General features: G+C 62.2%; 27 protein-coding genes. 9 read left to right on the forward strand and 18 right to left on the reverse strand.

Going from position 1 to position 26,649, the window contains the following annotated elements:
- Positions 1 to 5: 5 nt before the first annotated feature.
- The 12 genes from L1069_RS04265 to L1069_RS04320 form a co-directional block, all read right to left on the reverse strand.
- A complete protein-coding gene (locus L1069_RS04265; RefSeq protein ID WP_237454888.1) occupies positions 6 to 245 on the reverse strand; it encodes a DUF5337 domain-containing protein in 240 nt (79 codons plus the stop codon).
- A gap of 45 nt (positions 246 to 290) precedes the next feature.
- On the reverse strand, positions 291 to 1,481 hold the full coding sequence (locus L1069_RS04270) for an NADH-quinone oxidoreductase subunit E (RefSeq protein WP_237454889.1): 1,191 nt from the start codon (positions 1,479 to 1,481) through the stop codon (positions 291 to 293).
- 82 nt (positions 1,482 to 1,563) lie between these two features.
- On the reverse strand, positions 1,564 to 2,787 hold the full coding sequence (locus tag L1069_RS04275; protein ID WP_237454890.1) for an NADH-quinone oxidoreductase subunit D: 1,224 nt from the start codon (positions 2,785 to 2,787) through the stop codon (positions 1,564 to 1,566).
- A gap of 175 nt (positions 2,788 to 2,962) precedes the next feature.
- On the reverse strand, positions 2,963 to 3,571 hold the full coding sequence (locus L1069_RS04280) for an NADH-quinone oxidoreductase subunit C (RefSeq protein ID WP_129371401.1): 609 nt from the start codon (positions 3,569 to 3,571) through the stop codon (positions 2,963 to 2,965).
- Positions 3,572 to 3,586: 15 nt separating this feature from the next.
- Entirely contained in the window at positions 3,587 to 4,120 is a 534-nt protein-coding gene (locus tag L1069_RS04285) for an NADH-quinone oxidoreductase subunit B (RefSeq protein ID WP_027258414.1), read from the reverse strand.
- On the reverse strand, positions 4,111 to 4,476 hold the full coding sequence (locus L1069_RS04290) for an NADH-quinone oxidoreductase subunit A (protein ID WP_024090668.1): 366 nt from the start codon (positions 4,474 to 4,476) through the stop codon (positions 4,111 to 4,113). Before L1069_RS04290 ends, L1069_RS04285 begins: the two co-directional genes overlap by 10 nt.
- Positions 4,477 to 4,711: 235 nt before the next feature.
- Positions 4,712 to 5,494, reverse strand: a complete 783-nt coding sequence (locus L1069_RS04295; protein ID WP_237454891.1) for a crotonase/enoyl-CoA hydratase family protein — start codon at positions 5,492 to 5,494, stop codon at positions 4,712 to 4,714.
- A 19-nt stretch (positions 5,495 to 5,513) separates the two neighbouring features.
- Positions 5,514 to 6,371 (reverse strand): hydroxymethylglutaryl-CoA lyase, encoded by an 858-nt coding sequence (locus tag L1069_RS04300; protein ID WP_237454892.1) that lies wholly within the window; start codon positions 6,369 to 6,371, stop codon positions 5,514 to 5,516.
- A 66-nt stretch (positions 6,372 to 6,437) separates the two neighbouring features.
- Entirely contained in the window at positions 6,438 to 8,375 is a 1,938-nt protein-coding gene (locus tag L1069_RS04305; RefSeq protein WP_237454893.1) for an acetyl/propionyl/methylcrotonyl-CoA carboxylase subunit alpha, read from the reverse strand.
- 9 nt (positions 8,376 to 8,384) lie between these two features.
- Positions 8,385 to 9,989 (reverse strand): carboxyl transferase domain-containing protein, encoded by a 1,605-nt coding sequence (locus L1069_RS04310; RefSeq protein ID WP_237454894.1) that lies wholly within the window; start codon positions 9,987 to 9,989, stop codon positions 8,385 to 8,387.
- A gap of 76 nt (positions 9,990 to 10,065) precedes the next feature.
- Positions 10,066 to 10,566, reverse strand: coding sequence for a hypothetical protein (locus L1069_RS04315; RefSeq protein WP_237454895.1), 501 nt, complete (start codon positions 10,564 to 10,566; stop codon positions 10,066 to 10,068).
- Positions 10,563 to 12,092, reverse strand: coding sequence for an AMP-binding protein (locus tag L1069_RS04320; RefSeq protein ID WP_237454896.1), 1,530 nt, complete (start codon positions 12,090 to 12,092; stop codon positions 10,563 to 10,565). Before L1069_RS04320 ends, L1069_RS04315 begins: the two co-directional genes overlap by 4 nt.
- Before the next feature lie 149 nt (positions 12,093 to 12,241).
- Between L1069_RS04320 and L1069_RS04325 the strand changes: the two genes are divergently transcribed.
- Positions 12,242 to 12,847, forward strand: a complete 606-nt coding sequence (locus L1069_RS04325) for an OmpW family outer membrane protein (protein ID WP_129371408.1) — start codon at positions 12,242 to 12,244, stop codon at positions 12,845 to 12,847.
- A gap of 60 nt (positions 12,848 to 12,907) precedes the next feature.
- On the opposite strand, the gene L1069_RS04330 is transcribed toward L1069_RS04325, so the two are convergent.
- The 3 genes from L1069_RS04330 to L1069_RS04340 all read right to left on the reverse strand — a co-directional run bounded on the left by L1069_RS04330 (position 12,908) and on the right by L1069_RS04340 (position 15,392).
- Complete coding sequence (locus L1069_RS04330; RefSeq protein ID WP_237454897.1) at positions 12,908 to 13,408, reverse strand: lysozyme inhibitor LprI family protein; 501 nt, start codon at positions 13,406 to 13,408, stop codon at positions 12,908 to 12,910.
- Entirely contained in the window at positions 13,408 to 14,568 is a 1,161-nt protein-coding gene (locus L1069_RS04335; protein ID WP_134829532.1) for an isovaleryl-CoA dehydrogenase, read from the reverse strand. Before L1069_RS04335 ends, L1069_RS04330 begins: the two co-directional genes overlap by 1 nt.
- A 155-nt stretch (positions 14,569 to 14,723) precedes the next feature.
- The gene (locus L1069_RS04340; protein WP_134829531.1) at positions 14,724 to 15,392 is read right to left on the reverse strand and encodes a DUF1236 domain-containing protein; all 669 of its coding nucleotides are present in this window, start codon (positions 15,390 to 15,392) and stop codon (positions 14,724 to 14,726) included.
- A gap of 176 nt (positions 15,393 to 15,568) precedes the next feature.
- Between L1069_RS04340 and L1069_RS04345 the strand changes: the two genes are divergently transcribed.
- On the forward strand, positions 15,569 to 16,027 hold the full coding sequence (locus tag L1069_RS04345) for a CreA family protein (protein WP_237454898.1): 459 nt from the start codon (positions 15,569 to 15,571) through the stop codon (positions 16,025 to 16,027).
- Here the strand turns inward: L1069_RS04345 and L1069_RS04350 are convergent.
- Together L1069_RS04350 and L1069_RS04355 are read right to left on the reverse strand one after the other, a co-directional pair.
- The gene (locus L1069_RS04350) at positions 16,015 to 17,208 is read right to left on the reverse strand and encodes an aminotransferase class I/II-fold pyridoxal phosphate-dependent enzyme (RefSeq protein ID WP_237454899.1); all 1,194 of its coding nucleotides are present in this window, start codon (positions 17,206 to 17,208) and stop codon (positions 16,015 to 16,017) included. The genes L1069_RS04345 and L1069_RS04350 overlap by 13 nt on opposite strands.
- Before the next feature lie 79 nt (positions 17,209 to 17,287).
- Positions 17,288 to 17,950: an HAD-IA family hydrolase gene (locus L1069_RS04355; protein WP_237454900.1), complete on the reverse strand. Its 663-nt coding sequence runs from the start codon at positions 17,948 to 17,950 to the stop codon at positions 17,288 to 17,290.
- A gap of 131 nt (positions 17,951 to 18,081) precedes the next feature.
- On the opposite strand from L1069_RS04355, the gene glmU reads away from it, so the two are divergent.
- The 4 genes from glmU to L1069_RS04375 are packed head-to-tail and all read left to right on the forward strand — an operon-like array spanning position 18,082 to position 22,494.
- Positions 18,082 to 19,437, forward strand: coding sequence for a bifunctional UDP-N-acetylglucosamine diphosphorylase/glucosamine-1-phosphate N-acetyltransferase GlmU (glmU, locus tag L1069_RS04360; RefSeq protein ID WP_237454901.1), 1,356 nt, complete (start codon positions 18,082 to 18,084; stop codon positions 19,435 to 19,437).
- Positions 19,437 to 21,257 carry a glutamine--fructose-6-phosphate transaminase (isomerizing) gene (glmS, locus tag L1069_RS04365; RefSeq protein ID WP_237454902.1) on the forward strand — a complete coding sequence of 607 codons (1,821 nt, stop codon included), beginning with the start codon at positions 19,437 to 19,439 and terminating at the stop codon, positions 21,255 to 21,257. Before glmU ends, glmS begins: the two co-directional genes overlap by 1 nt.
- Positions 21,258 to 21,263: 6 nt before the next feature.
- Entirely contained in the window at positions 21,264 to 21,824 is a 561-nt protein-coding gene (locus tag L1069_RS04370) for a pyridoxamine 5'-phosphate oxidase family protein (protein ID WP_237454903.1), read from the forward strand.
- A complete protein-coding gene (locus L1069_RS04375) occupies positions 21,811 to 22,494 on the forward strand; it encodes a DNA alkylation repair protein (RefSeq protein WP_237454904.1) in 684 nt (227 codons plus the stop codon). Before L1069_RS04370 ends, L1069_RS04375 begins: the two co-directional genes overlap by 14 nt.
- Before the next feature lie 86 nt (positions 22,495 to 22,580).
- Here the strand turns inward: L1069_RS04375 and L1069_RS04380 are convergent, their stop codons facing one another.
- Positions 22,581 to 23,021 (reverse strand): hypothetical protein, encoded by a 441-nt coding sequence (locus L1069_RS04380; RefSeq protein ID WP_129371418.1) that lies wholly within the window; start codon positions 23,019 to 23,021, stop codon positions 22,581 to 22,583.
- Between the two features lie 91 nt (positions 23,022 to 23,112).
- Between L1069_RS04380 and moaA the strand changes: the two genes are divergently transcribed.
- The 3 genes from moaA to L1069_RS04395 are packed head-to-tail and all read left to right on the forward strand — an operon-like array spanning position 23,113 to position 26,493.
- The gene (gene moaA / locus L1069_RS04385; RefSeq protein WP_237454905.1) at positions 23,113 to 24,123 is read left to right on the forward strand and encodes a GTP 3',8-cyclase MoaA; all 1,011 of its coding nucleotides are present in this window, start codon (positions 23,113 to 23,115) and stop codon (positions 24,121 to 24,123) included.
- 2 nt (positions 24,124 to 24,125) lie between these two features.
- On the forward strand, positions 24,126 to 25,448 hold the full coding sequence (locus tag L1069_RS04390) for a 3-deoxy-D-manno-octulosonic acid transferase (protein WP_237454906.1): 1,323 nt from the start codon (positions 24,126 to 24,128) through the stop codon (positions 25,446 to 25,448).
- Complete coding sequence (locus L1069_RS04395) at positions 25,435 to 26,493, forward strand: glycosyltransferase family 4 protein (protein ID WP_237454907.1); 1,059 nt, start codon at positions 25,435 to 25,437, stop codon at positions 26,491 to 26,493. Before L1069_RS04390 ends, L1069_RS04395 begins: the two co-directional genes overlap by 14 nt.
- Positions 26,494 to 26,649 lie beyond the last annotated feature (156 nt).

A 26,649-nucleotide genomic window follows, 5' to 3' on the forward strand; every position in this document is an offset into this window, starting at 1 on the left:
TGTGCCTACCTTTGGTTTTCTTGTTCATTGGCCCGGCGCATGCGCCAGAGTTGAAATATGTTGACCAGGGCATAGATCATGCCTGCCAGCGCGGCGAAGTCGAACAGCAAGGCATAGCGCCCCGGCAGCCCCAGCATGGGGCCGACGAACAGCGACACGGCGATCCACAGCAAAATGGTCCCGGCAATCACAAGCGCAATATGCCGGCCCTTTGCAGCGATAGCCTGGTCCTGTTCCTTGCTCATCTGTTCCCTATCACCCAAGCGCGGCCTTGCAGAGCCGCATCCCGATCAGTCGTCTTTGCCGTCGTCGTAAATGTGCTCTTCCTTGGCACGTCTGGCGAATTCGGTCTCGTCGCCCACCTGCAGCCGCTTGGCCTGTTCGATCCAGCCGTCGCGGGTGATCCGGCCCTTGAACTTGAGCCGCGCATCAACCCAAGCCACCTCGGCCTCAGTCCAGTCGGCAATCTGGTCGAAATGGAAGAACCCAAGCTCGTTCAGGGTTTGCTCCAGCTTGGGGCCAACCCCTTTGAGCAGTTTCAAATCATCTGCCAGGCCGCCGCGGGCTTCCTTCAGGATTTCCGGCTGGGCTTCCTCGGGCTGGCTGTCCGCCGCAGGTTTTGCCGCCGCCCCTTCCGGAGAGGAAGGCTCAGCCGCGTCCGACTTTTTGGGGGCCGCCTTGGCAGCTTCTTCCGCCTGTTTCGCGGCAGGTTTGGGCGCTTCCGGTGCTTTGGGCGGCGCATCTGCCGCGGCCCGGCCGGCAACAACGCCGTCCTTGCCGACCCAAGGAGTCAGCAGCGGCACTTCATCACCCTGGATACGCTTGACGCCGTCCTTGATGTCCATCGCCAGCTGCGCGCTAGCATTGTACTGGGTCTTGCCGCTGTCAAAGTCAGTCAGCGAGGTGAGGCCCGATTCAGGTTCAGCTGCGTACCGCCCGTTCTGCGGGCCCGGCGTCACCATTTTGCCTGCGGCCAGATTGTCCAGCAGCATGGTAAAGGTCTCAACCGTCAGGTCCTCGTAATAGTCCTTGCCGATCTGCGCCATCGGAGCGTTGGTGCAGGCCCCCAGGCACTCAACCTCTTCCCAGGAAAATTTGCCGTCCGCCGACAGGGTGTGCGGCTTTGCGGCGATTTTTTCCTTGCAGACCGCAACCAGGTCCTCAGCCCCGCATATCATGCAGGACGTGGTGCCGCAGATCTGAATATTGGCAACAGACCCTGTGGGTTGCATCTGGAACATGAAGTAGAAAGAGGTGACTTCCAGCACCCGGATATAAGCCATGCCCAGCATATCTGCGATGGCCTCAATAGCGGGTTTGGTGACCCAGCCTTCCTGTTCTTGCGCACGCCACAAGAGCGGAATAACCGCCGAGGCCTGGCGGCCTTCGGGATATTTGGTGATCTGCGCTTCAGCCCAGGCCTGATTGGCCGGAGTGAAGGCAAAGCTGTCGGGTTGTTCGTGGTGGAGACGGCGCAGCATCAGATCACCTTTTGGTGGGTGTTGCCCGCACGGATGCCTCCGGCGGGAGTATTTTTAGAAAGATGAAACAGGGCGGGCAGGCTCAACGGTCGATCTCCCCGAACACGACGTCCATGGTGCCGATGATGGCCGCGACATCGGCCAGCTGGTGGCCGCCGGCCACGTGGTCCATCGCCTGCAGGTGCAGGAAACCCGGCGCGCGGATCTTGGAGCGGTAGGGTTTGTTGGACCCGTCCGCCACCAGATAGACGCCGAACTCGCCCTTGGGTGCCTCGACGGCGGCGTAAACCTCGCCTGCGGGGACGTGGAAGCCTTCGGTGTAGAGCTTGAAATGGTGGATCAGGCTTTCCATCGAGGTCTTCATGTCGCCGCGCTTGGGCGGGGACAGCTTGCCGCGGGCTATCACGTCGCCGGTGGCTTCGCGCAGTTTGACAATTGCCTGGCGGATGATCGAGGTCGATTGGCGCATCTCTTCCATCCTGCAGAGGTAACGGTCGTAGCAGTCGCCGTTCTTGCCGACGGGGATCTGGAACTCAAACTCGTCATAGCATTCATAGGGCTGCGCGCGGCGCAGGTCCCAGGCGAGGCCGGAACCGCGCACCATGACACCCGAGAAGCCGTATTGCTGGATCTCTTCCTCGGTCACCACTCCAATATCGCAGTTACGCTGCTTGAAGATGCGGTTTTCGGTCAGAAGACCGTCGATGTCGTCCAGTACCCTGGGGAATTCCAGCGCCCAGAGGTCGATATCGTCCAGCAGATCGTCCGGAATGTCCTGATGCACGCCGCCAGGGCGGAAATAGGCCGCGTGCAGGCGCGCACCGCAGGCGCGCTCGTAGAAGACCATCAGCTTTTCGCGTTCCTCAAAGCCCCACAGCGGCGGGGTCAGCGCGCCAACGTCCATTGCCTGCGTGGTGACATTCAGAAGGTGGTTCAGAACGCGGCCGATTTCCGAATAGAGCACCCGGATCAACTGGCCGCGGCGGGGAACCTCGACACCGGTCAGTTTTTCGATGGCCAGGCACCAGGCATGTTCCTGGTTCATCGGCGCCACGTAATCAAGGCGGTCGAAATACGGCAGGTTCTGCAGGTAGGTGCGGCTTTCCATCAGCTTCTCAGTACCGCGGTGCAAGAGGCCGATATGCGGATCGCAACGCTCGACAATTTCGCCGTCGAGTTCCAGCACAAGACGCAAAACCCCATGCGCCGCAGGGTGCTGCGGGCCGAAGTTGATGTTGAAGTTGCGGATCTTCTGCTCGCCGCTCAGCGCATCAACGCTGCCGTCATTGAATTTGGAGCCGTCCATTACAGCACCTCCGAGCAAGAGTTCGTCTGTGAAATTCTTCGCGGTTTCGAGCACTCCCTTACTGAGGGAGTGCCCTCAAAAAACATCGTTTTTTTAAAAAAAGGCGTTGCCGCACCCAGCATGGCCGCACAGCCCGCCAGCAAGGTCCCCAATTCAGCCAGAGGTTCAAACCACATCAGTTTGCGCCCTCCTTCTTCTCGTCGCCGGGCAGGATGTATTCGGCACCTTCCCAGGGCGACATGAAATCAAACTGGCGGTATTCCTGCACCAGCTTCACCGGTTCATAAACCACGCGCTTTTGCGCCTCGTCATAGCGCACTTCGGTATAGCCGGTGGTCGGGAAATCCTTGCGCAGCGGGTAGCCGCGGAAGCCATAGTCGGTCAGGATCCGGCGCAGGTCCGGGTGGCCGGAGAACAGGATGCCGAACATGTCGTAGACTTCCCGCTCGAACCAGTTTGCCGAAGGGTGCACATCGACGATCGAGGGCACCATTTCATCTTCGCGCACCGCAGTGCGCAGGCGGATCCGCTGGTTCCGGTACATCGACAGGAAGTGATAGACGACATCAAACCGCTTGCCCCGTTCCGGGTAGTCCACCGCTGTAATATCCACCAGCGAGGAGAACTTACAGTTCTGGTCCGATTTCAGAAACTCCACCAGACCGGCGATATTCGAGGGCGTCACGTCAATGTTCAGCTCGCCAAAGGACACGTCCCAGGCCACCACGCAATCGGGGCGTTTGGCTTCGATCTGGGCGCCGAGTTCATTCAGTGCTTCAGTCATCTGCTCTCTCCCGCCTTAGCGAACAAGGGTGCCGGTGCGGCGGATTTTGCGCTGCAGCTGCATCAACCCATACAGCAGCGCTTCTGCCGTCGGCGGGCAGCCGGGCACATAAACGTCAACCGGCACAACCCGGTCGCAGCCGCGCACGACGGAATAGCTGTAATGATAATAGCCGCCGCCATTGGCGCAGGATCCCATCGAAATCACGTAGCGCGGCTCAGGCATCTGGTCATAAACCTTGCGCAGGGCCGGCGCCATCTTGTTGGTGAGGGTGCCCGCAACGATCATCACGTCCGACTGGCGCGGCGAGGCGCGTGGCGCGATGCCAAAACGCTCGGCATCATAGCGCGGCATCGAGGTGTGCATCATCTCCACCGCGCAGCAGGCCAGACCGAAGGTCATCCAGTGCAGCGAGCCGGTGCGCGCCCAATTGATGATGTCTTCTGCCGACGTCAGCAGGAAACCCTTGTCTTGCAATTCAGCATTCAGGGCCTGGGTGACAACTTCCTTGTCCACACCCGCGGTGTTGGCTCCGGTCATCACTGCCATTCCAGCGCCCCTTTCTTCCATTCATAGGCAAAGCCGATGGTCAGCACGCCCAGGAACACCATCATCGACCAGAACCCAGTGTCGCTGATGTCCTTAAAACCGACGGCCCAGGGAAACAGGAATGCGATTTCCAGGTCAAAAATGATGAAGAGAATCGACACCAGATAGAACCGGACGTCGAATTTCATACGGGCATCATCAAAGGCATTGAAGCCGCACTCATAAGCGCTGACCTTTTCCGGGTCCGGGTTGCGGACCGCCAGCACAACGGCTGCCAGGATAAGGACAATGCCCAATCCTGCCGCAACGGCCAGGAAAACCAGGATCGGCAGGTATTCCCTCAACATCTCTTCCAAGAGCAGCTCCTTTTCCCGGCGGTTTCCCGCGCGACGTCAATTGGCGTGTTGATTTGCCCTGTGCATACCCCCCCGCCCCCACAGCGTCAACTAAAGCAAGGTTAATCTACAAGGGTTTGTGACAGGAAAAAGCACAGCCGCAACATGCGCGTAATTCCTTAGTTATTTCATAAGGAAAGCGGCCGCAGGGGAAACCGCGGCCGCCATCAAAACATGACTCATTTTTACCGGTATTTCAGCCTTGCCAGGCAGGTTTGCGCTTTTCAAAAAATGCGCTGATGCCCTCCTGCGCCTCGTCGCCTTCCCAACGCGCCACCAGCGCCTTGATTGTATGGTCAATCACAGCGTCATCAAGTTGCGGCCCCAAGTCGCGGGCCAGCTTCTTGGCGGCAGCGACGGCGCCCGGCGCACAGTTCAGATAAGGTGCGACCTCCGCTTCGACCGCCTCTGCCAGCTGATCTGCGGGCACGGTTTTGGCCAGCAGCCCCAGCTCCACTGCCTCTGCCGCGCCGAACAGGCGGGCCGACATGAAGACACGCCGCGCTTTGGCTTCGCCCATGCGGGCAATGACATAAGGGCCGATGGTGGCGGGAATCAGTCCCAGTCTGGTCTCGGTCAGCCCCATCTTCAGATGGTCCGCGCCGATGGCAACGTCACAGACCGAGGCCATACCAACACCGCCGCCAAAGGCATTGCCTTGCACCGCGCCGATCACCGGCTTAGCCAGGGTGTTAAGCGCCATCAGCATCTCTGCCAGCACCCGCGCCTCGCGGCCACGGGTTCCGGCATCCGCATCCATCTGATCCCGCATCCAGCCCAGATCGCCGCCGGCGCAAAAACTCTTGCCTGCACCGGTCAGCACCACAACACGGACGGTCTCGTCTTCGTTCAGCCGCCGGGCCGCCAGAATCAACTCCTGCAGCATCTGGCCGGACATGGCGTTGTGTTTGTCCGGACGGTTCAGAGTAAGGGTGCAGACGCCACGGGCGTCAGTGTCCAGGGTGATTGTCTCAAACATCTTGCTTCTCCGCTGAAATCTATTGCAGGCCGCGCATCGAACGGGCCAGTGCCGCAGCCTTTTCCAGCACGTTACCGTCCAGCCCCGTGTCATAGCCCAACTCGGTCAGGCGCTTGTGCACCGCTTCCGTCGCCACGTTGCCCGCAGCCCCCGGCGCGTAAGGACAGCCGCCCAGACCGCCCACGGCAGCATCAAAGACCCGCACGCCCTGATCCAGCGAGACCTCGATATTGTCCAGCGCCCGGCCCGCGGTGTCGTGGTAATGCCCCGCAAGCCTGGCCGCAGGCACCCGTGCGGTGACGGCGCCCAGCATCGCGGTGATTGCCTCCGGGGTACCCTGCCCGATGGTGTCGCCCAGTGAGACCTCATAGCAACCGAGGGCGTACAGCCGTTCGGCCACCTCCGCCACTTTCTCCGGCGGTGTTGCCCCGTCAAAAGGACAGTCGGTCACGCAGGAGACATAGCCCCGCACCGGCAGCCCGTTCTCCTTGGCAGCCTCCAAAACGGGCAGAAAGCGTGTGATGCTTTCCTCGATTGTGGCGTTGATATTGGCCTTGGAGAACCCTTCGGAGGCGGAGGCAAAGACCGCGATTTCATCCGCCTTGGCAGCTACAGCATCCTCGTAACCGCGCATATTGGGTGTCAGTGCCGCATACCGCACGCCAGGCGCGCGGGTGATGCCAGCCAGCACCTCGGCGCTGCCCGCCATTTGCGGCACCCATTTGGGCGACACAAAGCTCGCCACCTCAATCCGCGAAAACCCGGCCCGGCTCAGGCAGTTTGTTAACGCGACCTTCTCCGCCACGGGGATTTCACGCTTTTCATTCTGCAGCCCGTCGCGCGGACCGACTTCGAAAATTTCGACACGCTCAGCCATCGCCGGGCCTCCTGCTTCTTTCTGGTCTTAAATACCCAATTCCGGACAGCTGCCGCAGGCGCACGGTCAGCCGCCTTCCTCTTCCAGCCGCACCAGCGCCGCGCCGGCCTCGACCTGGTCGCCAGCGGCGGCAAGCACCTCAGCAACCACGCCGTCGCGGGCGGCCAGCAGCGAATGCTCCATCTTCATCGCCTCCAGAATGGCAAGCCTGTCACCTTCCGCCACCGGCTGGCCGGCTTTGGCAAATACGGCTTTGACCAGCCCCGGCATCGGCGCCTCAACCACGTTGCTGTCGCCGCCTGCAGCCGCATCACGATCCAGCGGATCCACAACGGCAAATTCCAGGCCGTAAGCGTCAAACACCGTGATCAGCGGGCCGGCCTGCGAGGTTACGGGCATCCGGCGCCCCTCAATGCGCCAATGGCCCAGGCTGCGCTCGGCCAGCACGGTTTCGCCATTCACCGTCCACAGCTGCCGGTCCGGCCCGTCCACCTGCACGTCAGCTGTGAACTCCTCCTCCAAATGACTGAGCGTGATAGCGCGGTGCAGCGGCGCCCAAAGCGTGAAACCGGTTTCCTGCACGACTTCCACCAGACCAAGTGCCACCATACCAGCGGCCGCTTTGTGGCGCAGCTCAGTCTTTGGCGCAGCCACCAATGCCTCCAGATCGCGGGCGATCAGGCCGGTGTCGACGTCGCCCTGCGCAAACCCTTCGTGCGCTGCCAGCGCGCCGAGAAAAGCAAGGTTGGTGACGGTGCCGCCCACCTGGGTTTCTTCCAACGCACGGGCCAAACGAGACAACGCCACCTTACGGGTGGAGCCATGCACGATCACCTTGGCAATCATCGGATCATACCAGGGGCTGATGGCGTCGCCTGCCCGCACGCCGCTGTCGGCACGGGCCTCCGCCGGGAAAGACAAATGCGTCAGCGTGCCGGTTGCAGGCAGAAAGCCCTTTGGCACATCTTCCGCATAAAGCCGCGCTTCAAACGCGTGGCCGCTGATCGTCAGATCCTCCTGCCGGGCAGGCAGGCGCTCACCTGAGGCGACCCGCAACTGCCACTCCACCAGATCGACACCGGTGATCAGTTCGGTCACCGGATGCTCCACCTGCAGGCGGGTGTTCATTTCCATGAACCAGAAGCCGTCGGTGCGCAGGCCGTCCGAGCCATCGACGATGAATTCGACGGTGCCTGCCCCCCTGTAGCCGATCGCCTCAGCCGCGCGCACGCCGGCCCGCCCCATTGCCTCGCGCATCTCAGCCGTCATGCCCGGTGCGGGGGCCTCCTCGATCACTTTCTGGTGGCGGCGCTGCAGCGAACAGTCGCGTTCAAACAGATGCACCGCATGGGTGCCGTCGCCAAAGACCTGCACCTCAATATGACGCGGCTGCTGAATGTATTTCTCGATCAGCACATCCGGATTGCCGAAGGCCGTGGTGGCCTCACCCTGGGCGCTGTTCAGGGCATCTGCAAACTCCGCCGCGTTCTCGACCAGCCGCATGCCCTTGCCGCCGCCGCCGGCCACGGCCTTGATCAGCACCGGATACCCGATCTTGCCCGCTTCTTCCTGCAGGAAGCCCGCATCCTGATTGGCACCGTGATAGCCCGGCACCACTGGCACGCCGGCCTCTTCCATCAGCACCTTGGCGGCATCCTTGAGGCCCATCTTGCGGATCGCGTCTGCGGACGGGCCGATGAAGGTGAGGCCCGCGGCCTCCACCGCCTCAACAAAGTCCGGATTTTCCGACAGGAAGCCATAACCGGGGTGGATCGCCTGGGCGCCGGTCGCCTTGGCCACGCGGAGAATTTCCGCACCGCGCAGATAGCTGTCCGCAGGCGCCGGGCCGCCGATATGCACGGCCTCATCCGCCAGCGCCACATGTTTGGCGGCCGCATCGGCGTCTGAATAGACGGCCACGGTCCGCACTCCCATGGCGCGGGCACTTTCCATCACGCGGCAGGCAATCTCTCCGCGGTTGGCAATCAGAATCTTGTCAAACATGGGAGGTCCTCACATCCGGAACACGCCGAAGCGTGTGTCTTCAATCGGGGCATTCAGCGCGGCGCTGAGCGACAGCGCCAGCACATCGCGGCTCTTGCGCGGGTCGATGATGCCGTCGTCCCAGAGACGTGCAGAGGCATAAAGCGGGTGGCTCTGCTCCTCGAACATCTCAATGGTGGGGCGTTTGAAATCAGCTTCTTCCGCGGCGCTCCAGCTGCCGCCCTGACGTTCGATGGCATCGCGCTTGACCGTCGCCAGCACGCCTGCCGCCTGCTCGCCGCCCATCACCGAGATGCGGGAGTTGGGCCAGGACCACAGGAACCGCGGCTGGTAAGCCCGGCCTGACATGCCGTAATTGCCGGCTCCAAAGGAGCCGCCGACAAGCATTGTCACCTTCGGCACATTGGTGGTCGCCACCGCGGTCACCATCTTGGCGCCATGGCGGGCGATGCCTTCGTTTTCGTATTTACGGCCGACCATGAAACCGGTGATGTTTTGCAGGAACACCAGCGGGATCTTGCGCTGGCTGCACAGTTCCACAAAATGCGCGCCCTTCTGGGCAGCTTCCGAGAACAGCACACCGTTGTTGGCGATGATGCCTACAGGGCAGCCTTTGACATGGGCAAAACCAGTGACCAGAGTTTCACCGAAACGCGGTTTGAATTCGTCAAAGCGGGAGCCATCGACCAGCCGCGCAATCACCTCGCGGATGTCGTAAGGCGTGCGCAGGTCACCTGGCACCACGCCAAGGATTTCCTCAGGGTCATAAGCGGGTTCTTCGGGGCTGGCCCAATTCACCGTCAGCGGCTTGGTGATGTTCAGGGACTGCACCGCGCGCCGCGCCAGCGCCAGCGCGTGGGCATCATCTTCGGCCAGGTAATCGGCCACGCCTGACAGGCGCGTGTGCACATCGCCGCCGCCCAGTTCTTCGGCGCTTACGACCTCCCCCGTCGCGGCCTTCACCAGCGGCGGGCCTGCAAGGAAGATGGTCCCTTGCTCTTTCACAATGATGGTCACGTCGGACATGGCAGGAACGTAGGCCCCGCCTGCAGTGCAGGAGCCCATGACCACGGCGATTTGGGCAATACCCTTGGCCGACATCCGCGCCTGATTGTAGAAAATGCGTCCGAAATGGTCGCGGTCGGGGAAGACCTCATCCTGTTGCGGCAGGTTGGCACCGCCGCTGTCCACCAGATAGATGCAGGGGAGACGGTTCTCCTCGGCAATTTCCTGCGCCCGCAGGTGTTTCTTCACCGTCATCGGGAAATAGGTGCCGCCCTTCACGGTGGCGTCATTGCAGACCACCATGACCTCCTGGCCGTGCACCCGGCCGATGCCCGCCACGACCCCAGCGCCGGGGGCGGCACCGTCATACATGGCATGGGCCGCAGTTGCACCGATCTCCAGGAACGGAGACCCTGGATCCAGCAGGTTCGCCACCCGGCGGCGCGGCAGCATCTTGCCGCGGCCTTCGTGGCGGGCGCGGGATTTCTCGCCGCCGCCCATGCGCGCGGCCTCTGCCGCCTCGCTGATCTGCCCGAGCGCGTCCAGATGCGCCTCGCGGTTTTGCTTGAAACCTTCAGAGGAAGGCATCGCCTTGGATGTGAGTTTCATGTCCACTCTCCCGTGATAGGGTTGAGATCTTTATTTCCGGTTGGGGCAGCGTACGCCGGGTATGCAACACCATGGGTCATTGGCTTGCGGCGCCTGTCATTGCCTGACTGCGCATCATATTTCTCAGCTTGAGCCATTCTGAAAGCGCATCTGAATAGCGGCACAGTATTTCCGACGTCAGACTGGGGTCTGACATCTTGGTGCAATCCGGTTCTGCACTCAATTCCGGCAGAGGCAGTGAAAGACCCGCAGCACCGCTGCTCTCAAGAACGCTTCTGTCAAAGCCCGGCATCTGACGGATGATTTTGTCTCCGTCCTCTTCCATCCAGACAGCGGTGCTTTCAACGCAGTACTGCTGAGCTTTCATTTCATGGCTCAAATTGCACATACGTACAGCCTGCGTGACACATTGACTGTCCATCGGGAGTGCAAAGGCACCGTTTGAGACGAACCCCGTACAGGCGTTGAGGAAACCAGCGGTATCAAAGAGCGCCTGCACTTCCCCCGCTGCTTGAATTGGAGACACAAGCGCAGCAGCTGCTCCTGCGGCTAAAAAGGAATTTTTCCATAGTCTCATCGATTTACCTCCCCCGCAGCCCGCGTCTTCAGTTCCTTACGGATAACCTTCCCCGTCACGGTCATCGGCAGCGCCTCAAGGAACGCCACCTCACGCGGGTAGGAGTACTGCGCGAGGCGCTCTTTGACGTAGTCCTGCAGTTCCTGTTCCGAGGCTTTGGCACCAGCTTTCAGCACCACATAGGCCTTGACGATCTCGGTGCGCAGAGGATCAGGCTTGCCAACCACGCCCACCGTCGCCACTGCCGGGTGGGTCATCAAGCAATCCTCGATCTCTGCCGGACCGATGCGGTAGCCGCCGGAGGTGATCACGTCATCCTCGCGGCCCACAAAACGCAGGTAGTCGCCCTCCCAGATGCCGCGGTCGCCAGTCACCAGCCAGTCGCCGCGGAACTTCTCGGCAGTTTCCTCAGGCCGGTTCCAATATTCCAGCAGCATCGAGGCAGAGCCGCGGCGGATGGCGACGTCGCCCTCGGCACCTGTGACATTGCCCGCTTCGTCGATCACCGCCAGCTCATGCCCCGGCACCGGTTTGCCAATGCAGCCCGGACGCGGTTCAAAATCCGCTGCGCAGGAGGAGGCAACCATGTTGCACTCGGTCTGGCCGTAGAACTCATTAATCGTTACGCCCAGTTCCCGCCGGCCCCAGGCGAGCATCTCCGCGCCCAGGGGCTCTCCGCCGCTGGCAACCGAGCGCAGACCGTTGAGCCCCTGCCCGGCTGCCTTGAGCATTCTCAAGGCAGTTGGCGGGAAGAAGATATTGCGCACGCCGGCCGCTGCGATCAGATCTGCGCAGGCCTCTGGGGTGAACTTGTCCAGCCGTGCTGCCACCACCGGCACGCCCAGCGCCAAACCCGGCATCAGCACGTCGAACAATCCGCCAATCCAGGCCCAGTCGGCAGGCGTCCACAGGCAGTCGCCCGGCTGGCCCAAGTGGTCATGGCTGATCGAAATGCCCGGCAGGTGGCCGGTCAGCACCCGGTGGCCGTGCAGCGCACCCTTTGGGCTGCCGGTGGTGCCCGAAGTGTATATCAGCACCGCGGGGGTTTCAGGCGCGGTATCGGCAAAAGCAACCGGCGGGCCGTCTATTCCAGCGGTGTCAGCCATCACCGCTTCGGCCAGATCGCCGAGCAGCTCCGCGCCTTCTTGGTCCGTAAAGACAAAGCGCACACCAGCATCGCCAGCGCGGGAGGCCAGCGCGTCGCGTTTGAACAGCTTGAACAGCGGCACCGAGATGCCGCCCGCCTTCCAGATGGCCAGATGCGCTGCAGCACACCATGGCGACTGGCTCAGCAGCACGCCGACGCGGTCGCCCGGCTGGATGCGGGTCAGCAGGTAGCGAGCCAGGGCATCCACCATCTCGGACAGCGCGCCATAAGAAAAGCTGCGGCGCGCAGGGCCGGTCATATCGATCAGCGCCACAGCCTCAGCAGGATGCGACAGGCATTGGGCGGCCATGTTCAGCCGCTCCGGCAGGTCCCAGCTGCCATCGGCGCGCAGCCCGGGAATGTTACAAAACTCATGCATATTCAGACACTCCCGAAATGCATAGCTGATATGCATTTTTTCCTTGCCTTTTCAAAGACAAAGCAAGCGTCCCTTTGATCCAGATCAGGGTTTTCCTTTGCTTCCGGGTGCACCACGGCGGAGCAATCATAAGAAAAGGGACGCACCCCATGAAACGCATGGTTTCCGCTTTGGCATTGACCTCTGCCCTGGCCGCGCTGGCCGGCCCCGCGCTGGCCCAGCAGCAGGGCGATTGGACCGTTGGCGTCGGCATCGCCAACGTGAACCCGAAATCCGGCAACGGCACCCTTGCCGGCATGGCCGCTGATATCGACGACGGCACCGCGCTGTCGCTGACAGTTGAGTACTTCTTCCGCGACAACTGGGGTGTCGAGCTGCTGGCCGCTTCGCCGTTCGAGCATGATGTCACCCTGGCCGGTGCCGGCTATGCCGCCTCTGCCAAGCAGCTGCCGCCGACCATCTCGGTCAACTACCATTTCCCGACCCAGGGCAAGATCAAACCGTTTGTCGGCCTGGGCCTGAACTACACCACTTTCTTTGAAGAAAGCTCGCCGCTTGGTGTGATCGAAATGGACGACAGCTTTGGCGTGGCACTCAATGCTGGTGCGGACTGGCAGATCTCCGACCGCGGCGCGGTACGTTTCAATGTCCGCTACATCGACATCGAAAGCGACGTTACCCTGAACGGAGCCGCAATCGGCACCGCCGAGATCGACCCGGTTGTCCTGAACATTGCTTACGTGCACCGCTTCTGATCCTTTGTATCCCTATGCTGGCGGGCCAATGCGCGTCCGCCAGCGTCTCTTTCCGGCCTGCTATTCGCCGAGCCAGGCATCTTCCAGATAGAGCGCCTGCTCTCCGGTCAGCCGCATCAGGCAGCTGAGCGTGGCCGGGCCGCCGCCAGTGCCGCCGCCCCATTGCGACCTTTCGAAATCACAGGTGGCGTCGCGATATCTGATCCAGGCCCGCTGCATATCCCGGAGCGCCGGCGCTGTCTTTGGTGCGGCAGAACCAAGTTCCTCCATTTCGGCATCCAATTCTTCCGCCTTGGCCCGCAAAGACTTGTAGGCGCGGTTCAGCCGCTGATCCCAGTAGCTGCGTTCGCCATCCAGGCATCCCATCATTCCAACGGTGGTGGAGCCATCCGACGTCGCCCCCATGCAGTGCTGTGCCGAGGTGCCCACGCAGCTGCGCTTTGCGTCCTGATTGACCGCTCCCGCGACGCAAGCCGCCGTCGCACCGGAGGAGAATTGAACCTCCTGTGCCATGACAGGCGTGCCTGCCATCAGCAGAGCAAACGGCAGAGCCGTTTTCATCACATGGTCCCCATCAGCTCGCGGCCGATCAGCATGCGGCGGATCTCAGAGGTGCCGGCGCCGATTTCCATCAGCTTGGCATCGCGGAAAATACGGCCCACCGGATTGTCGGACAGGTAGCCGGCGCCGCCAAAGGCCTGCACCGCCTGATGCGCCTGGGTCATTGCCACTTCAGACGCGTAAAGGCAGCAGGCCGCCGCGTCCTGGCGGGTAACCGTGCCCTTGTCGCAGGATTTGGCCACCTCATAGACATAAGCCCGCGCCGAGTTCATCGCGGTGTACATATCGGCGATCTTGGCCTGCATCAGCTGGAAGTTCCCGATCGGCTGGCCGAACTGCTTGCGCTCAGCCATGTACGGCATCATTTCATCCATGCAGGAGGCCATTATGCCGGTGCCGATACCTGCCAGCACCACGCGTTCATAGTCCAGGCCGGACATCAGCACCCGTACGCCCTTGCCCTCCTCGCCGAGAATGTTCTCAAACGGCACTTCCACGTCTTCAAACACCAGCTCAGCCGTGTTGGAGCCGCGCATGCCCAGTTTGTCGAAGTGCTTGGAGGTGGAGAAGCCCTTCATCTCTTTTTCGATCAGGAAGGCCGTCATGCCTTTGGAACCGGCGTCAGGATCGGTTTTGGCATAGACCACCAGAGTGTCGGCATCCGGACCGTTGGTGATCCAGTACTTGTTGCCGTTCAGGCGGAAGTGATCGTTGCGCTTTTCCGCCCGCAGCGACATTGAAACGACGTCGGAACCCGCACCTGCTTCGGACATCGCCAGCGCACCGACATGCTCACCCGAGATCAGCCGCGGCAGATACTTGGCCTTTTGCTCGGCGTTTCCGTTCAGCTTGATCTGATTGACGCAGAGGTTGGAATGCGCGCCATAAGACAGCGAGACAGAGGCGCTGGCGCGGGCGATTTCCTCGACTGCGACGGTATGGGCCAGATAAGACATGCCGGCACCGCCGAACTCCTCCGGCACGGTGATCCCCAAAAGGCCAAGCTCGCCCATCTCTTTCCAAAGCTCCGCAGGGAACGCGTTACTCTGATCGATTTCCTGCGCCATCGGCCTGACACGGTCCTGCGCCCAGCGGTGAATTACGTCGCGCAGCGCATTCACGTCATCGCCAAGATCAAAAGTCATGCTTGCATTGAACATCCCGCGGGACCTCCCGGTTAGAGCCGATTATATGAACAGTTGTTCAATTCAATAGACGAGGCCTCGATTCGGGTCAATCGTGTTCCGTGCCGGCGCCGCAAACAGCAACGGGCGGCCCCGCCAGGAACCGCCCGAAATAGCCGCTTTGGATTGGATCAGCGGACCACGTAAACCACTGTGCGGTCGTCCGCCTCAACCAGCACAGGCAGGCCGTTCAGATAGACATAGCGGTAATTGGTGTCCGGAACCTCGGTCAACTGGACCTCTTCCGGGATCATGACGCCTGTCACCACCTCACCCTGCACGTAAACCGGCTCGGTGGCATTGCTGCGCACATAGGTCACCACTTTCTCGTCCGGCACCGCAGCCTCACCCGCGAGTGAACCCGCAATCGCCCCTGCGACAATGCCTGCCGGGCCTGCAATCAATCCGCCGGTGATGGCGCCGCCGACAGCGCCCAGCGCAGCATCGTCTTCGCCGGTTTCAGTGCTGGTGTATGTGACGGTGTTGAATTTGACCGGGTTGTCCTTGGCAACAACCGGCACATACTTGTCGGCCAGAGTGCCGGTCAGGTATTCGCCGTAAGCCCAGCCGTCCGCGCCATCATAGGCAACCTTGCACCAATTGCTTTCCTCAAGGCAGCCCTCAAGATCAACCGAGCCATCGGCAGAAATGACGCCAATGATCTTGTGCTGCGGCCCCGGGCCTGCGCGCAGGTTCAGGTCGGTCACAGCCTGCACTTGTGCGCCGGCCCAGACCGGTGCGGCCAGCAGGGCCAGAGCGGACGCGGTCAGGGCAGGAGCGGTCAGGGTGCGTTTGGACATGAACATTATGTTCTCCTCGATATCATTTCTGTCTGAGGGCGCGTTTTTTGCGCCGTTGTGCTGAAACAACGTCCGCTTGTTCAAAAAGGTTCCCCGGATCGTTTTGCCGATTGCGCGCGTTGGTTTAGCAGTAACCGGACAGACCGGCACAATTCAGATTACGAGGATAACAACTGATGAAACGATTGAACCGCACCGTGGCAGCCCTGACCTGCCTGCTGAGCCTGCCTGCCGCAGCGGAGGAAGTCGGGGAGATCGGCGTCGACTGGGTGGGAAACGACATCATAATCGAGGCTATCGCCGACCCCAAAGTCAGCGGCGTAACCTGCCACATCGCCTATTTCGAACGGGGGCTGCTGGACCGCCTGTCCAACGGAAACTGGTTCGAGGATCCGTCCAACGCCTCAATCGCCTGCCGCCAGACCGGGCCGATCACAATAGGCGACATCGACCGCGCCCGCGATGGCGAGGACGTGTTCCGCGCCTCCCGCTCCATCATCCTGAAATCATTGCGGGTCAAGCGCATCTTCGACGAGGCCAACCAGACGCTGATCTATGCTGCCCACGCGGCAGAGCTGACCGATGGCTCGGCCAAGGTCTCGATCTCGACGGTGCCGCTCTATCAGGCGGACTGATAGACGGCAGAGACCTCGGCGCGGATAATGCGGGCGATCTGGGCGCAGTCTTCCACACTGAATGTCAGCGGCACCCGCATGTCGATGATACCTGCCAGAACACGGTCGCTTTGCGGCAGGCGCGGCGTCTGCGCATAGCGCCAGCTGTCATAGCGGGAGGTAAAGGCCACAGGTTCGGGCGTGCCAAACCATTTCAGCTCCACCCCTCGGGCAGCGCAGCGGCGCACCGCCTCCTGCACGGCTTCCTCGGACCAGTCCATCAGCAGGAACTGGATCGAGGAGCCGACGTAGATTTCCTGCGAAGGCCGCTCCACCACGGTCAGGCCCGGCGTGCCGCGCAGGCCGTTCTCAACTTCGCGATAGCGGTCATTCCAGCGCTGCACCTGGGTTTCAAGGTCACTCAGCTGCGGCCGCAGGATGGCGGCACGCAGGTTATCCATCCGGCCCGAAATGTTGGGGGTCTCATATTTTACCCGCTCGAAAAATTCCGGCCCCGGCGCCGCCAAGTGGCGGCCATAGAGCATATAGGATCCTGACATCATGATGGCACGGGCGGCGACCTCTTCATCGTCGGTGATGAGCAGCCCGCCTTCGCCCGAGTTCACATGTTTGTAGGTCTGGCAGGAATAGCACCCCACTGCCCCGTGCTTGCCCGAGAGCACACCATTCCAGGACGCCCCCATGGTGTGGGCGCAGTCTTCAATCACGGTGATGCCGGCCGCATTGCAGATCTCCATCAGACGGTCCATGTCGCACAGATGGCCGCGCATATGCGACAGCATCAGCACCCTGGCCTGATCCGCCTTTGCGGCCAGATTGTCGAGATCAATGGTCAGGTCTTCGGTGACCTCAACAAACACCGGCTCTGCCCCGACCGAAGCGATGGATCCCGGCACCGGTGCAAGTGTAAAGGCATTGGTCAGAACTTTATCGCCGGGCTTCACCCCGACCGCCCGCAGCGAGGTAGCCAGCGCATAACCGCCCGAGGCCACTGCCAGGCAGTATTTCGCGCCCATCTGCGCGGCGAATTCCTGCTCCAGCAGCGCAGTTTCCCCTGCCTCGCCCTCTGCCACGTTGTAACGGTGCAGCCGACCGCTGCGCAACACCGCAAGTGCTGCCTCGATGGCGTCTTCGGGGATGGGTTCCTGCTGGGTGAAAGACCCGGAAAAAATCTCGCTCATGCGGCGTTTGTGAGCCGCCTCCCGGCAAGGGTCAAGAGGGAAGCCATTTGGCCGAGTTTCCCGAAACTAAGTTGCGGGATCACGCAATCAGCCGCTCCGCGATCTCCGGCAGGTCTTCGAACCGGTGCAGCAGCGCTTCGGGTTTGAGCGCTGCCATATCATCGCCCGACGGGCCGAAGGTCACCAGCACCGACGGCACGCCCGCATTGGCAGATGTATTGCGGTCAGTGTCGCTGTCACCCACCAGCAATGTGCGGGCCGGGTCGCCGCCGGCCCGGCGCGCGGCCTCAAACAACGGCTCAGGGTCGGGTTTGCGCACCGGCAGCGTGTCCGCGCCCACCAGCGATGCAAAGGCATCGCGCACCCCCAGGCTGCGCAGCAACTGTTCCGCCAGCCCCTCCGGCTTGTTGGTGCAGATGCCGACGCCGAAGCCTGCGGTTTTCAGCGCCTCGACCGCGTCCATCGCGCCAGCGTACAGAACAGTGTGATGGTCAATAGCGCCACGGTAGGCCTCCAGCAGCACTGGATAGAAATCGTTAACGATCGCCTCGTCGAAATTTTCCACCCGTTTCAAACCGGTGGCCAGCATGTTGCGCCCGCCGCGCAGGGCAACACCGGCATCTTCAGGATAGCTCAGCACATCGCCCAGCCCCATCTGCCGGAAACAGGCGTTGGCCGCCGCCAGCAGATCGCCGGAAGTATCCGCCAGCGTGCCGTCCAGATCGAAGATAACTGTTCGCATATCCTGCCCCTTCGGCGCATTTCCGCTGCCGCATGTTGCAGCCCGCAATCTTGTTTGATGGCGCTATCTCTTGCGCCCCGTCCCTCAGCGGATAAAACGGGAGCGATAAAAAGACAAAGAGAAAAGCGATTATGAGCATTGCCCTTGTCATCCTGGCGGCCGGAAAAGGCACCCGGATGAACTCTGACCTTCCCAAAGTCCTGCACCCGATTGCACAGGCGCCGATGCTGGAGCATGCCATGGCCGCGGGCCGCGCGCTGGCGCCGGAGCGTAGCATCATCGTCGCAGGCCACGGGGCAGAGGCGGTGCGCGTGGCCGTGGCCGCCATCGACGAAGACGCCGAAGTTGTGCTGCAGGAGGACCAGCTGGGCACCGCCCATGCTGTGGACCAGGCCCGCGCGACGCTGGACGGGTTCGAGGGCGACGTGGTGGTGCTTTATGGCGACACGCCGTTTGTCAGCGCGGACACGCTGGAGCGCATGGTCGAGGCCCGCCAGCGCGCCGATCTGGTGGTACTGGGGTTCGAGGCTGCGGATCCGGGCCGCTATGGCCGTCTGGTGATGGATGGCGACAGTCTGGAGCGGATTGTTGAATTCAAGGATGCCGACGACGCGGAACGCGCCATTTCGTTCTGCAATTCCGGGCTGATGGCCTGCGACGCAAATACCATGTTCGACCTGATCGGCAAGGTCGGCAATAAAAACGCCTCGGGTGAGTATTACCTGACTGACCTGGTGGAGCTGGCCCGGCGCGAAGACCTTAAAGTGACCGCTGTGTCCTGCGATGAGGCGCAGACGCTGGGCGTCAACTCCCGCGCGGAACTGGCTCAGGCGGATGCGCTGTTTCAGACCCGCGCACGGGCTGAACTGCTGGATCTCGGCGTCACCCTGATGGCGCCGGATACCGTCTATCTCGCCTTTGACACTATCATCGGTCGCGACACGGTGATCGAGCCCAACGTGGTTTTCGGCCCCGGCGTGACGGTGGAGAGCGGCGCATTGATCCGGGCGTTTTCGCATCTGGAGGGCTGCCATGTCAGCCGCGGCGCCAAAGTCGGTCCCTATGCCCGCTTGCGCCCCGGTGCGGAACTGGCCGAGGACACTCACGTTGGCAACTTTGTCGAGATCAAGAATGCTGAAATCGCCGCCGGCGCCAAGGTCAATCACCTTAGCTATATCGGCGATGCATCGGTTGGCGAAGCCAGCAATATTGGCGCAGGCACAATTACCTGCAACTATGACGGGGTGATGAAGCACCGCACCGAGATCGGCGCCCGCGCCTTTATCGGGTCGAACACCATGCTGGTGGCACCGGTCCGGGTCGGGAGTGAGGCGATGACCGCCACCGGTGCAGTGATCACAAAGAATGTCGAAGACGGCGCCCTGGCCCTTGCCCGCGCCGAACAGACCAACAAGCCGGGCCGGGCACGCAAGCTGATGGATATCCTGCGCGCCAAGAAAGCCCGCCTGCAGAAGGAAGCCAAGTGATGTGCGGAATTGTCGGCGTACTGGGTAATCACGAAGCGGCCCCGATCCTGGTCGAAGCGCTGAAGCGGCTGGAATACCGCGGCTATGACAGTGCCGGCATTGCCACCGTGAACAACGGCGCGCTGCGCCGCCGCCGTGCGGTTGGCAAGCTGGTGAACCTCAGCGACCTTCTGGTACATGAACCGCTGGCCGGCAAATCCGGCATCGGCCACACCCGCTGGGCTACCCATGGCGCGCCTTCTGTCAGCAATGCGCACCCGCACCGCGCGGGCGCCGTCGCAGTCGTGCACAATGGCATCATCGAGAACTACAAGGAGCTGCGGGCTGAGCTGCTGGATTGCGGTATGGAGTTCCGGACAGAGACCGACACCGAAACCGTCGCCCTGATGACGGAACGCTACCTGCAGGAAGGGCTGGCGCCGGTGGATGCCGCTTTCAAGACGCTGGACCAGCTGCAAGGTGCCTTTGCGCTCGCCTTTCTGTTTGATGGCGAGGAAGACCTGATCATCGCTGCCCGCAAGGGCTCGCCGCTGGCAATCGGCCATGGCGATGGCGAGATGTTCGTGGGCTCCGATGCCATCGCCCTGGCGCCGCTCACCGACCGGATCACCTATCTGGAGGAAGGCGACCGCGCCGTCGTCACCCGCGCAGGCGCAGAAATCCGCAATGCAGACGGCGCCCTGGTGAACCGGGTGACCAAGACCATCCAGATCGATTCTGCCCAGGTCGACAAAGCCGGCCACAAGCATTTCATGGCCAAGGAAATCGCCGAGCAGCCGCATGTGATTGCCGAAGCAATCCGCCACTATCTGCCGGTTGAGGAAGACGCCGTGCGCCTGCCCGGCGAGGTGGACTTTTCGCAGGTCGAACGGCTGACCCTGGTCGCCTGCGGCACAGCCTACTACGCCTGCGTCACTGCAAAATACTGGTTCGAACAGATCGCCCGGCTGCCGGTCGAGGTCGATATCGCCTCGGAATTCCGCTACCGCGAGCCGCCGATCCCCGGCAAGACACTGGCGCTGTTTGTCTCCCAGTCGGGCGAGACCGCCGACACTCTGGCCGCGCTGCGCTATTGCCAGGAAAAGGCGGATAAGATCCTGTCAGTGGTAAATGTTCCCGAAAGTTCCATCGCGCGGGAGAGCGATCTGGCACTGCCGATCTATGCCGGGCCGGAAATCGGCGTGGCGTCCACCAAGGCCTTTACCTGTCAGCTGACAGTTCTGCTGGCGCTGGCACTGAAAGCCGCCTGCGACCGCGGCCATCTGAGCGCCGGGGAGATGGCGGATTATGCCACCGCGATCCGCGGGTTGCCCAATGTGATGTCCTCCGCGCTGGAGCAGAACGAGGCAATCCGCCAAGCCGCGCAGAAGGTCAGCGAAGCCCGCGACGTGCTGTTCCTGGGCCGCGGCCTGATGTTCCCGCTGGCACTGGAAGGCGCGCTGAAGCTGAAGGAAATCAGCTACATCCACGCTGAAGCCTATGCGAGCGGCGAGTTGAAGCATGGCCCCATCGCACTGATCGACAAACATATGCCGGTGGTGGTGCTGTCCCCCAAGGATTCGCTTTTCGACAAATCGGTCTCCAACATGCAGGAGGTTCTGGCGCGCAAGGGCAAGGTGCTGATGATCTCCGATCAGAACGGCATTGACGAGGCCGGAGACGACGTCTGGTGTGCCATCCGGATGCCCCGGGTGAAGGAGGCGCTGACCCCGATCCTCTATGCCATCCCGGCGCAGCTGCTGGCCTATCACACCGCGGTGGCCAAGGGCACCGACGTGGACCAGCCGCGCAATCTGGCGAAATCCGTTACCGTGGAGTAGCAGCCGGTGGCCAAGCAATTCAACCGGATCAATGAGGATCACGCGCGTTTCATCGCTGCGCAGCATATATTCTTTTCCGGAACCGCTGCGGCGGAAGGCCGGGTGAACATCTCCCCCAAGGGCATGGAAAGCCTGCGGGTGATGGACCCGAACCGGATCGTTTGGCGCAACCTCACCGGCAGCGGCAACGAGACTGCAGGGCATTTGCGCCAGATGAACCGGATGACGCTGATGTGGTGCAGCTTCGAGACGCGGCCTCTGATACTGCGGGCCTATGGTTCGGCCCGCACCCTGCATCCCCGCGAACCGGAATTTGCGGAGCTCAACGCGCTGTTCCCTGCCAACCCAGGCCCGCGCCAGATCTATGACATGAGTGTGGAAATGGTTCAGACGTCCTGCGGCTACGCGGTGCCGTTCCTCGATTACGCCGGCGAACGGGACACATTGGACAGGGTGACCGAACCGTTGGGCCAGGATGGGCTCCATACATTCTGGGCAGAGCGCAACATGACCACAATCGACGGGCAGCCGTCCAACATTTTCGGAGATACTGATGACGCTGGATGACGCTCTTGCCAGTTTGAAAGCGCAGGCAGAACCCGGCCGCGCCGCGCAGATGGCCGCCTACCACAAGCAAACCCGCGAAATACTCGGCGTGCCCAACCCGGCCACCAATGACCTGACCAAGACCTGGCGGCAGGCGCTGCCGCTCGAAGAACGGGTCAACCTGGCACGCGCCCTGTGGGAGACGGATATCTTTGAGGCCCGCATCGCTGCCGCCAAGCTGCTGACCCAGGCGCGGATCAAAGAGGATGCGCCCGTTTGGGAACTGCTGCAGGCATGGGTGCCCGGGTTTGACAGCTGGGCCATTGCCGATCACGCCTGCTCGGCCATTTCAAAGCGCCTGCAAGCCGCACCGGAACGCTTGGACACGGTCGAGGCCTGGACGCAGTCGGATCACATGTGGTCCCGCCGCGCCGCTCTGGTCGCCACCCTGCCCTGGGCCAAGATGAACAATTTGAAGCCTGCTGACCAGGAACAGCGCGAACGTATACTCGGCTGGGCGGCGGCTTATGTGCCGGACCGCAACTGGTTCATGCAAAAAGCCGTGGCTTGGTGGCTGCGCGACCTCAGCAAACATGACGCGGAGCGCACCCGCGCGTTTCTGGCCGAACATGGGGCAGCCATGAAAGCCTTCGCTCGCAAGGAAGCGGCAAAATACCTGAAAGAGGTTTAGACCAGCCAAAACGTCCGCCCGGCGCCAGCCGGGCAGCGAACGCCCCCGCCCCAAGAGGGCGGGCGCTTCCCCGCTCTCAAGCAGGATCAACCCGCGGGCAGTACCTGTACCTCGGCCAATTCCGTCAGCGGCAGGCTTAATGCGCGCATGGCGCCGATCGACAGGCGGCTGCCGCCGGACTCGGCCCCCGGGGCTGGCTTCAGCGTCAGCACCACCTGGGTGTTGCGGCTGGTGCGCACCAATGCCTGCTGTTCAGCAGCCACCAGCGGTGTTTCCATCCACAATCCCGGCAGCGACGGATCGCCCAGCGAAGCCACCGTGGTTGCAGAGCCGCGGAACGACGGCGCGGCGGGCAAGGCCGGATCCGCCTCGGCCGCATCAACGCCGGGGGCCGGCTGCAGCACCGGGTCCTGCAGCTCAGCTGCCGCCGGTGCACCCTGGCCGCCAAGGATTGAAGAATTCAGCTGGATCCCGTTACAGGCGGCCAGCAAGGAAATCGAAGCAAGGGAAATGACTGTCATACGCATGAGGCGACCCTAGCTTTGCGCGAAACTCTTTGCCAGCGGTAAAAGCCGTCCCCCTCTTGCCGCGGGCGGTGCCCCGCTTTACCTAGGAGGCATGACAGCTCCGCTTATTGATCCCTTCGCCCGCGCAATCACTTATCTGCGTGTCTCGGTCACCGACCGCTGCGACTTCCGCTGCGTTTATTGCATGTCCGAGAATATGACCTTTTTGCCCAAGAAGGATCTCCTGACCCTGGAGGAGCTGGACCGGCTGTGTTCCACCTTCATCCGGCTCGGCGTTGAGAAGCTCAGGATCACAGGAGGTGAGCCGCTGGTCCGGCGCGGCATCCTGACTTTCTTCCAGTCGATGAGCCGCCATCTGGACACCGGCGCCCTGAAGGAGCTGACGCTGACCACCAATGGCTCGCAGCTGGCGAAATATGCCGATGACCTTTACGCCGCCGGGGTGCGCCGGGTGAATATCTCGCTCGACACGCTGGACGAACAGAAATTCGCCGATGTTACCCGCTGGGGCCGCCTGCCGCAGGTTCTGAAGGGTATTGACGCCGCGCAGAAGGCCGGCCTGAAGGTCAAAATCAACGCCGTGGCGCTCAAGGGCTTCAACGAAGAAGAACTGCCCAGGATCACCGCCTGGTGTGCCGAACGCGGCCTGGATCTCACCTGGATAGAGGTCATGCCGATGGGCGAAGACATCGGCGCGATGGAGCGCATCGGCCAGTACTGGTCGCTGAAGGACGTGCGTGCGGAATACGAAAACCACTATACCGTCACCGATCTGGCTGAGCGCACCGGCGGCCCGGCGCGATATGTGCGGCTGGAGGAAACCGGCCAGAAGATCGGCTTCATCACCCCGCTTTCCCATAATTTCTGCGAAAGCTGCAACCGGGTGCGGGTGACCTGCACCGGTGAAATTTACACCTGCCTGGGCCAGGAGGGCAAAGCCGACCTGCGTGCGCCCCTGCGCGCAAACGAGGAAGGCACCGGCGTCTTGGAGGCCGCGATCCGCGCCGCCATCGGCGACAAGCCCCGCGGGCATGACTTTGACTATTCCCGGCAGGAAGCCGGCGGCCAGATGTCCCGCCACATGAGCCACACCGGCGGCTGATCATGTCCAGTGACTCGCCCGTGCGGCCGACGCTGCTTTACTCCCTTTATTGCGGCGCCAGCGCCCTGATTGCGCCCTTTGCCTGGCGCAAGGTGGCGGGCAAACTGCGTGATTACGGCCTGCCGGAGGCGCGCGTGCGCGAACGCCTCGGCCACGCCTCCCTGCCCCGTCCCGCCGGGCAGCTGATATGGTTCCATGCCGCCTCGGTCGGCGAGAGCTTATCGGTGCTCACACTCATCAAGCGCATGGGAGAACAGGCGCCGGACGCGGAATTTCTGATCACTTCCGGCACGCCAACGTCTGCCGAGCTGATTGCCAAACGGATGCCGCCGCGCTGCCGCCATCAGTTCCCGCCGCTGGACACAGCCTCCGCGGTGGACCGGTTTCTGGCGCACTGGCGCCCCGATCTGGGCGTGTTTGTCGAAAGCGAGCTGTGGCCGCAAATGCTGGTGCGGGCGCGCAAGGGCGGCTGCCCGCTGGTGCTGCTGAATGCGCGGCTGTCGGACCGGTCTGTGGAAGGCTGGAAGAAACGCCCGGAAACGGCGCGCTACATCCTGGGGCAATTCGACCTGCTGGTGACGCAAAATGCAAAGACCGCATCAAACCTGCAGGCAATGGGCGCCAACCCCAAGCGCGTCCGCCCCGGCAGCAACCTCAAGGCCGTCTCAGCGCCGTTGCCGGTCGACCGGGACAGCCTTGAAAAGCTGCGTAGAAACATCGGTGAACGCCCGGTCTGGATTGCGTCCTCCACCCACGAGGGCGAGGAAGAGACCGTGCTGGAGGCACATAAAACGCTGCTGAAGAAGCACCCGGACCTTTGCCTGCTGCTCGCTCCCCGACACCCCGAACGCGGCGATGCGGCAGAAGCTCTGGTGAAGGGCGCAGGCCTGTCCTGCGCGCGGCGCAGCAAGGGCGTCATGCCCGGGACTGCCACCCAGGTCTATCTGGCTGACACTTTGGGCGAGGTCGGCACCTGGTATGCCCTCAGCCCGCTGGTATTCCTGGGCGGCTCCCTGCGCGAAATCGGCGGCCACAACCCGTTTGAGCCGATGCAGGCGGGCGCTACAGTGATCACCGGCACCGGACATTACAATTTCGCCGAAACCTATGCCGAACTGACCGCGCTTGGCGCCGCCGCTGAGGTGCGGTCCGCGGCAGAGTTGACCGATCAGGTTGCCACCTGGCTGGAGCAGCCGCAGGCCTTCCAGGCCGCTTGTGATGCCGCCCGGCAATTCATCTCACGCCAGTCGGATCAATTGGACAAGACGGTGGACGCCCTGCTGGCGATTCTGCCCCGCGATGGAGGCCATGATGGCACAAACTGACGCCAATACGGTCGAAGTCATCGCGCCGAATTTCAAACGCCGCCTGTCCGGCGTCACCTCTACCATCGTGCGGCTGGTGCCGCTGCAGCGCCAGCAGATCGCCATTGCCACCGCCGGCAGCGGCCTGCCCGGCGGCATGCCGCATCTATCGGTGCTGCAGCTCTTGTTCATGAAACGCAACGGCCCCGCCGGCGCCCGCGTCTGGCACGCCCGGCGCAATGTCGAAATGCTCGGCGGGCTGGCGTTGAAATACCTGCTGGGCAAGCGGCTGAAACTGTTGTTCACTTCTGCTTCACAGCGCCATCACTCCGGTTACACCAAATGGCTGATTTCCAACATGGACCGGGTGATCGCAACTTCGGCCAAAGGTGCCGCCTATCTGCAGAACCCGGTGCAGGTGGTGCATCACGGGATCAATACCGAAGAGTTTTCCCCGCCCGCTGACAAAGCCGCGTTGCGGCGTGACCTGGGCCTGCCTCAGGATGCAATCCTGATCGGTTGCTACGGCCGCATCCGGGCGCAAAAAGGCACGGACGTCTTTGTCGATGCCATGCTGGAGGTGCTGAAAGCGCATCCCCAAGCGGTGGGCCTGGTCATGGGCCGCGCCACCGAAAAGCATGTGGCGTTTGAAAAGGAGCTGCGCGCCAAGGTGGAAGCCGCAGGCCTGTCCGGCCGCCTGCTGTTCCCGCCTGAGGTGCCGGTTTGGGAAGTTTCCCGCTGGTATCAGGCGCTGGATCTCTATGTGGCACCGCAACGCTGGGAGGGATTTGGCCTGACCCCGCTGGAAGCCATGTCTTGCGGGGTGCCTGCGGTTGCCACCCGCGTTGGCGCCTTTGAAGAGCTGATCGCCCCGGGTGAAACCGGCCTCTTGATCGACGCAGGCGAGACCCGGCAGATGGTGGAGGCGATCAATGAGGTGTTATCCACCGAAGGGCAGCTGGACACTTGGTCAGAGGCAGCACGCAAGCACGCGATTACCAATTTCGCGTTGGAAAAGGAGGCCGGTACGCTGGTCGCGATCTACCGCGAGATGCTGGAGCATTAGCTTCTTCCTTTATCCCAAAGTATCTACCGCCTAAGCTCACTCAATTCGCTGTCGCAACAAAAGCAAAGCTACCGTTCATGCGGCATGCGGCGAAAGCCGGCGCAGAGCCAACCTGTTTAATGCTGCATTATCTCTCAATGTCCGCATCAGTTTGGT

The sequence above is a fragment of the Leisingera sp. MMG026 genome, assembly GCF_021654205.1.
Taxonomy (GTDB): Bacteria; Pseudomonadota; Alphaproteobacteria; order Rhodobacterales; family Rhodobacteraceae; genus Leisingera.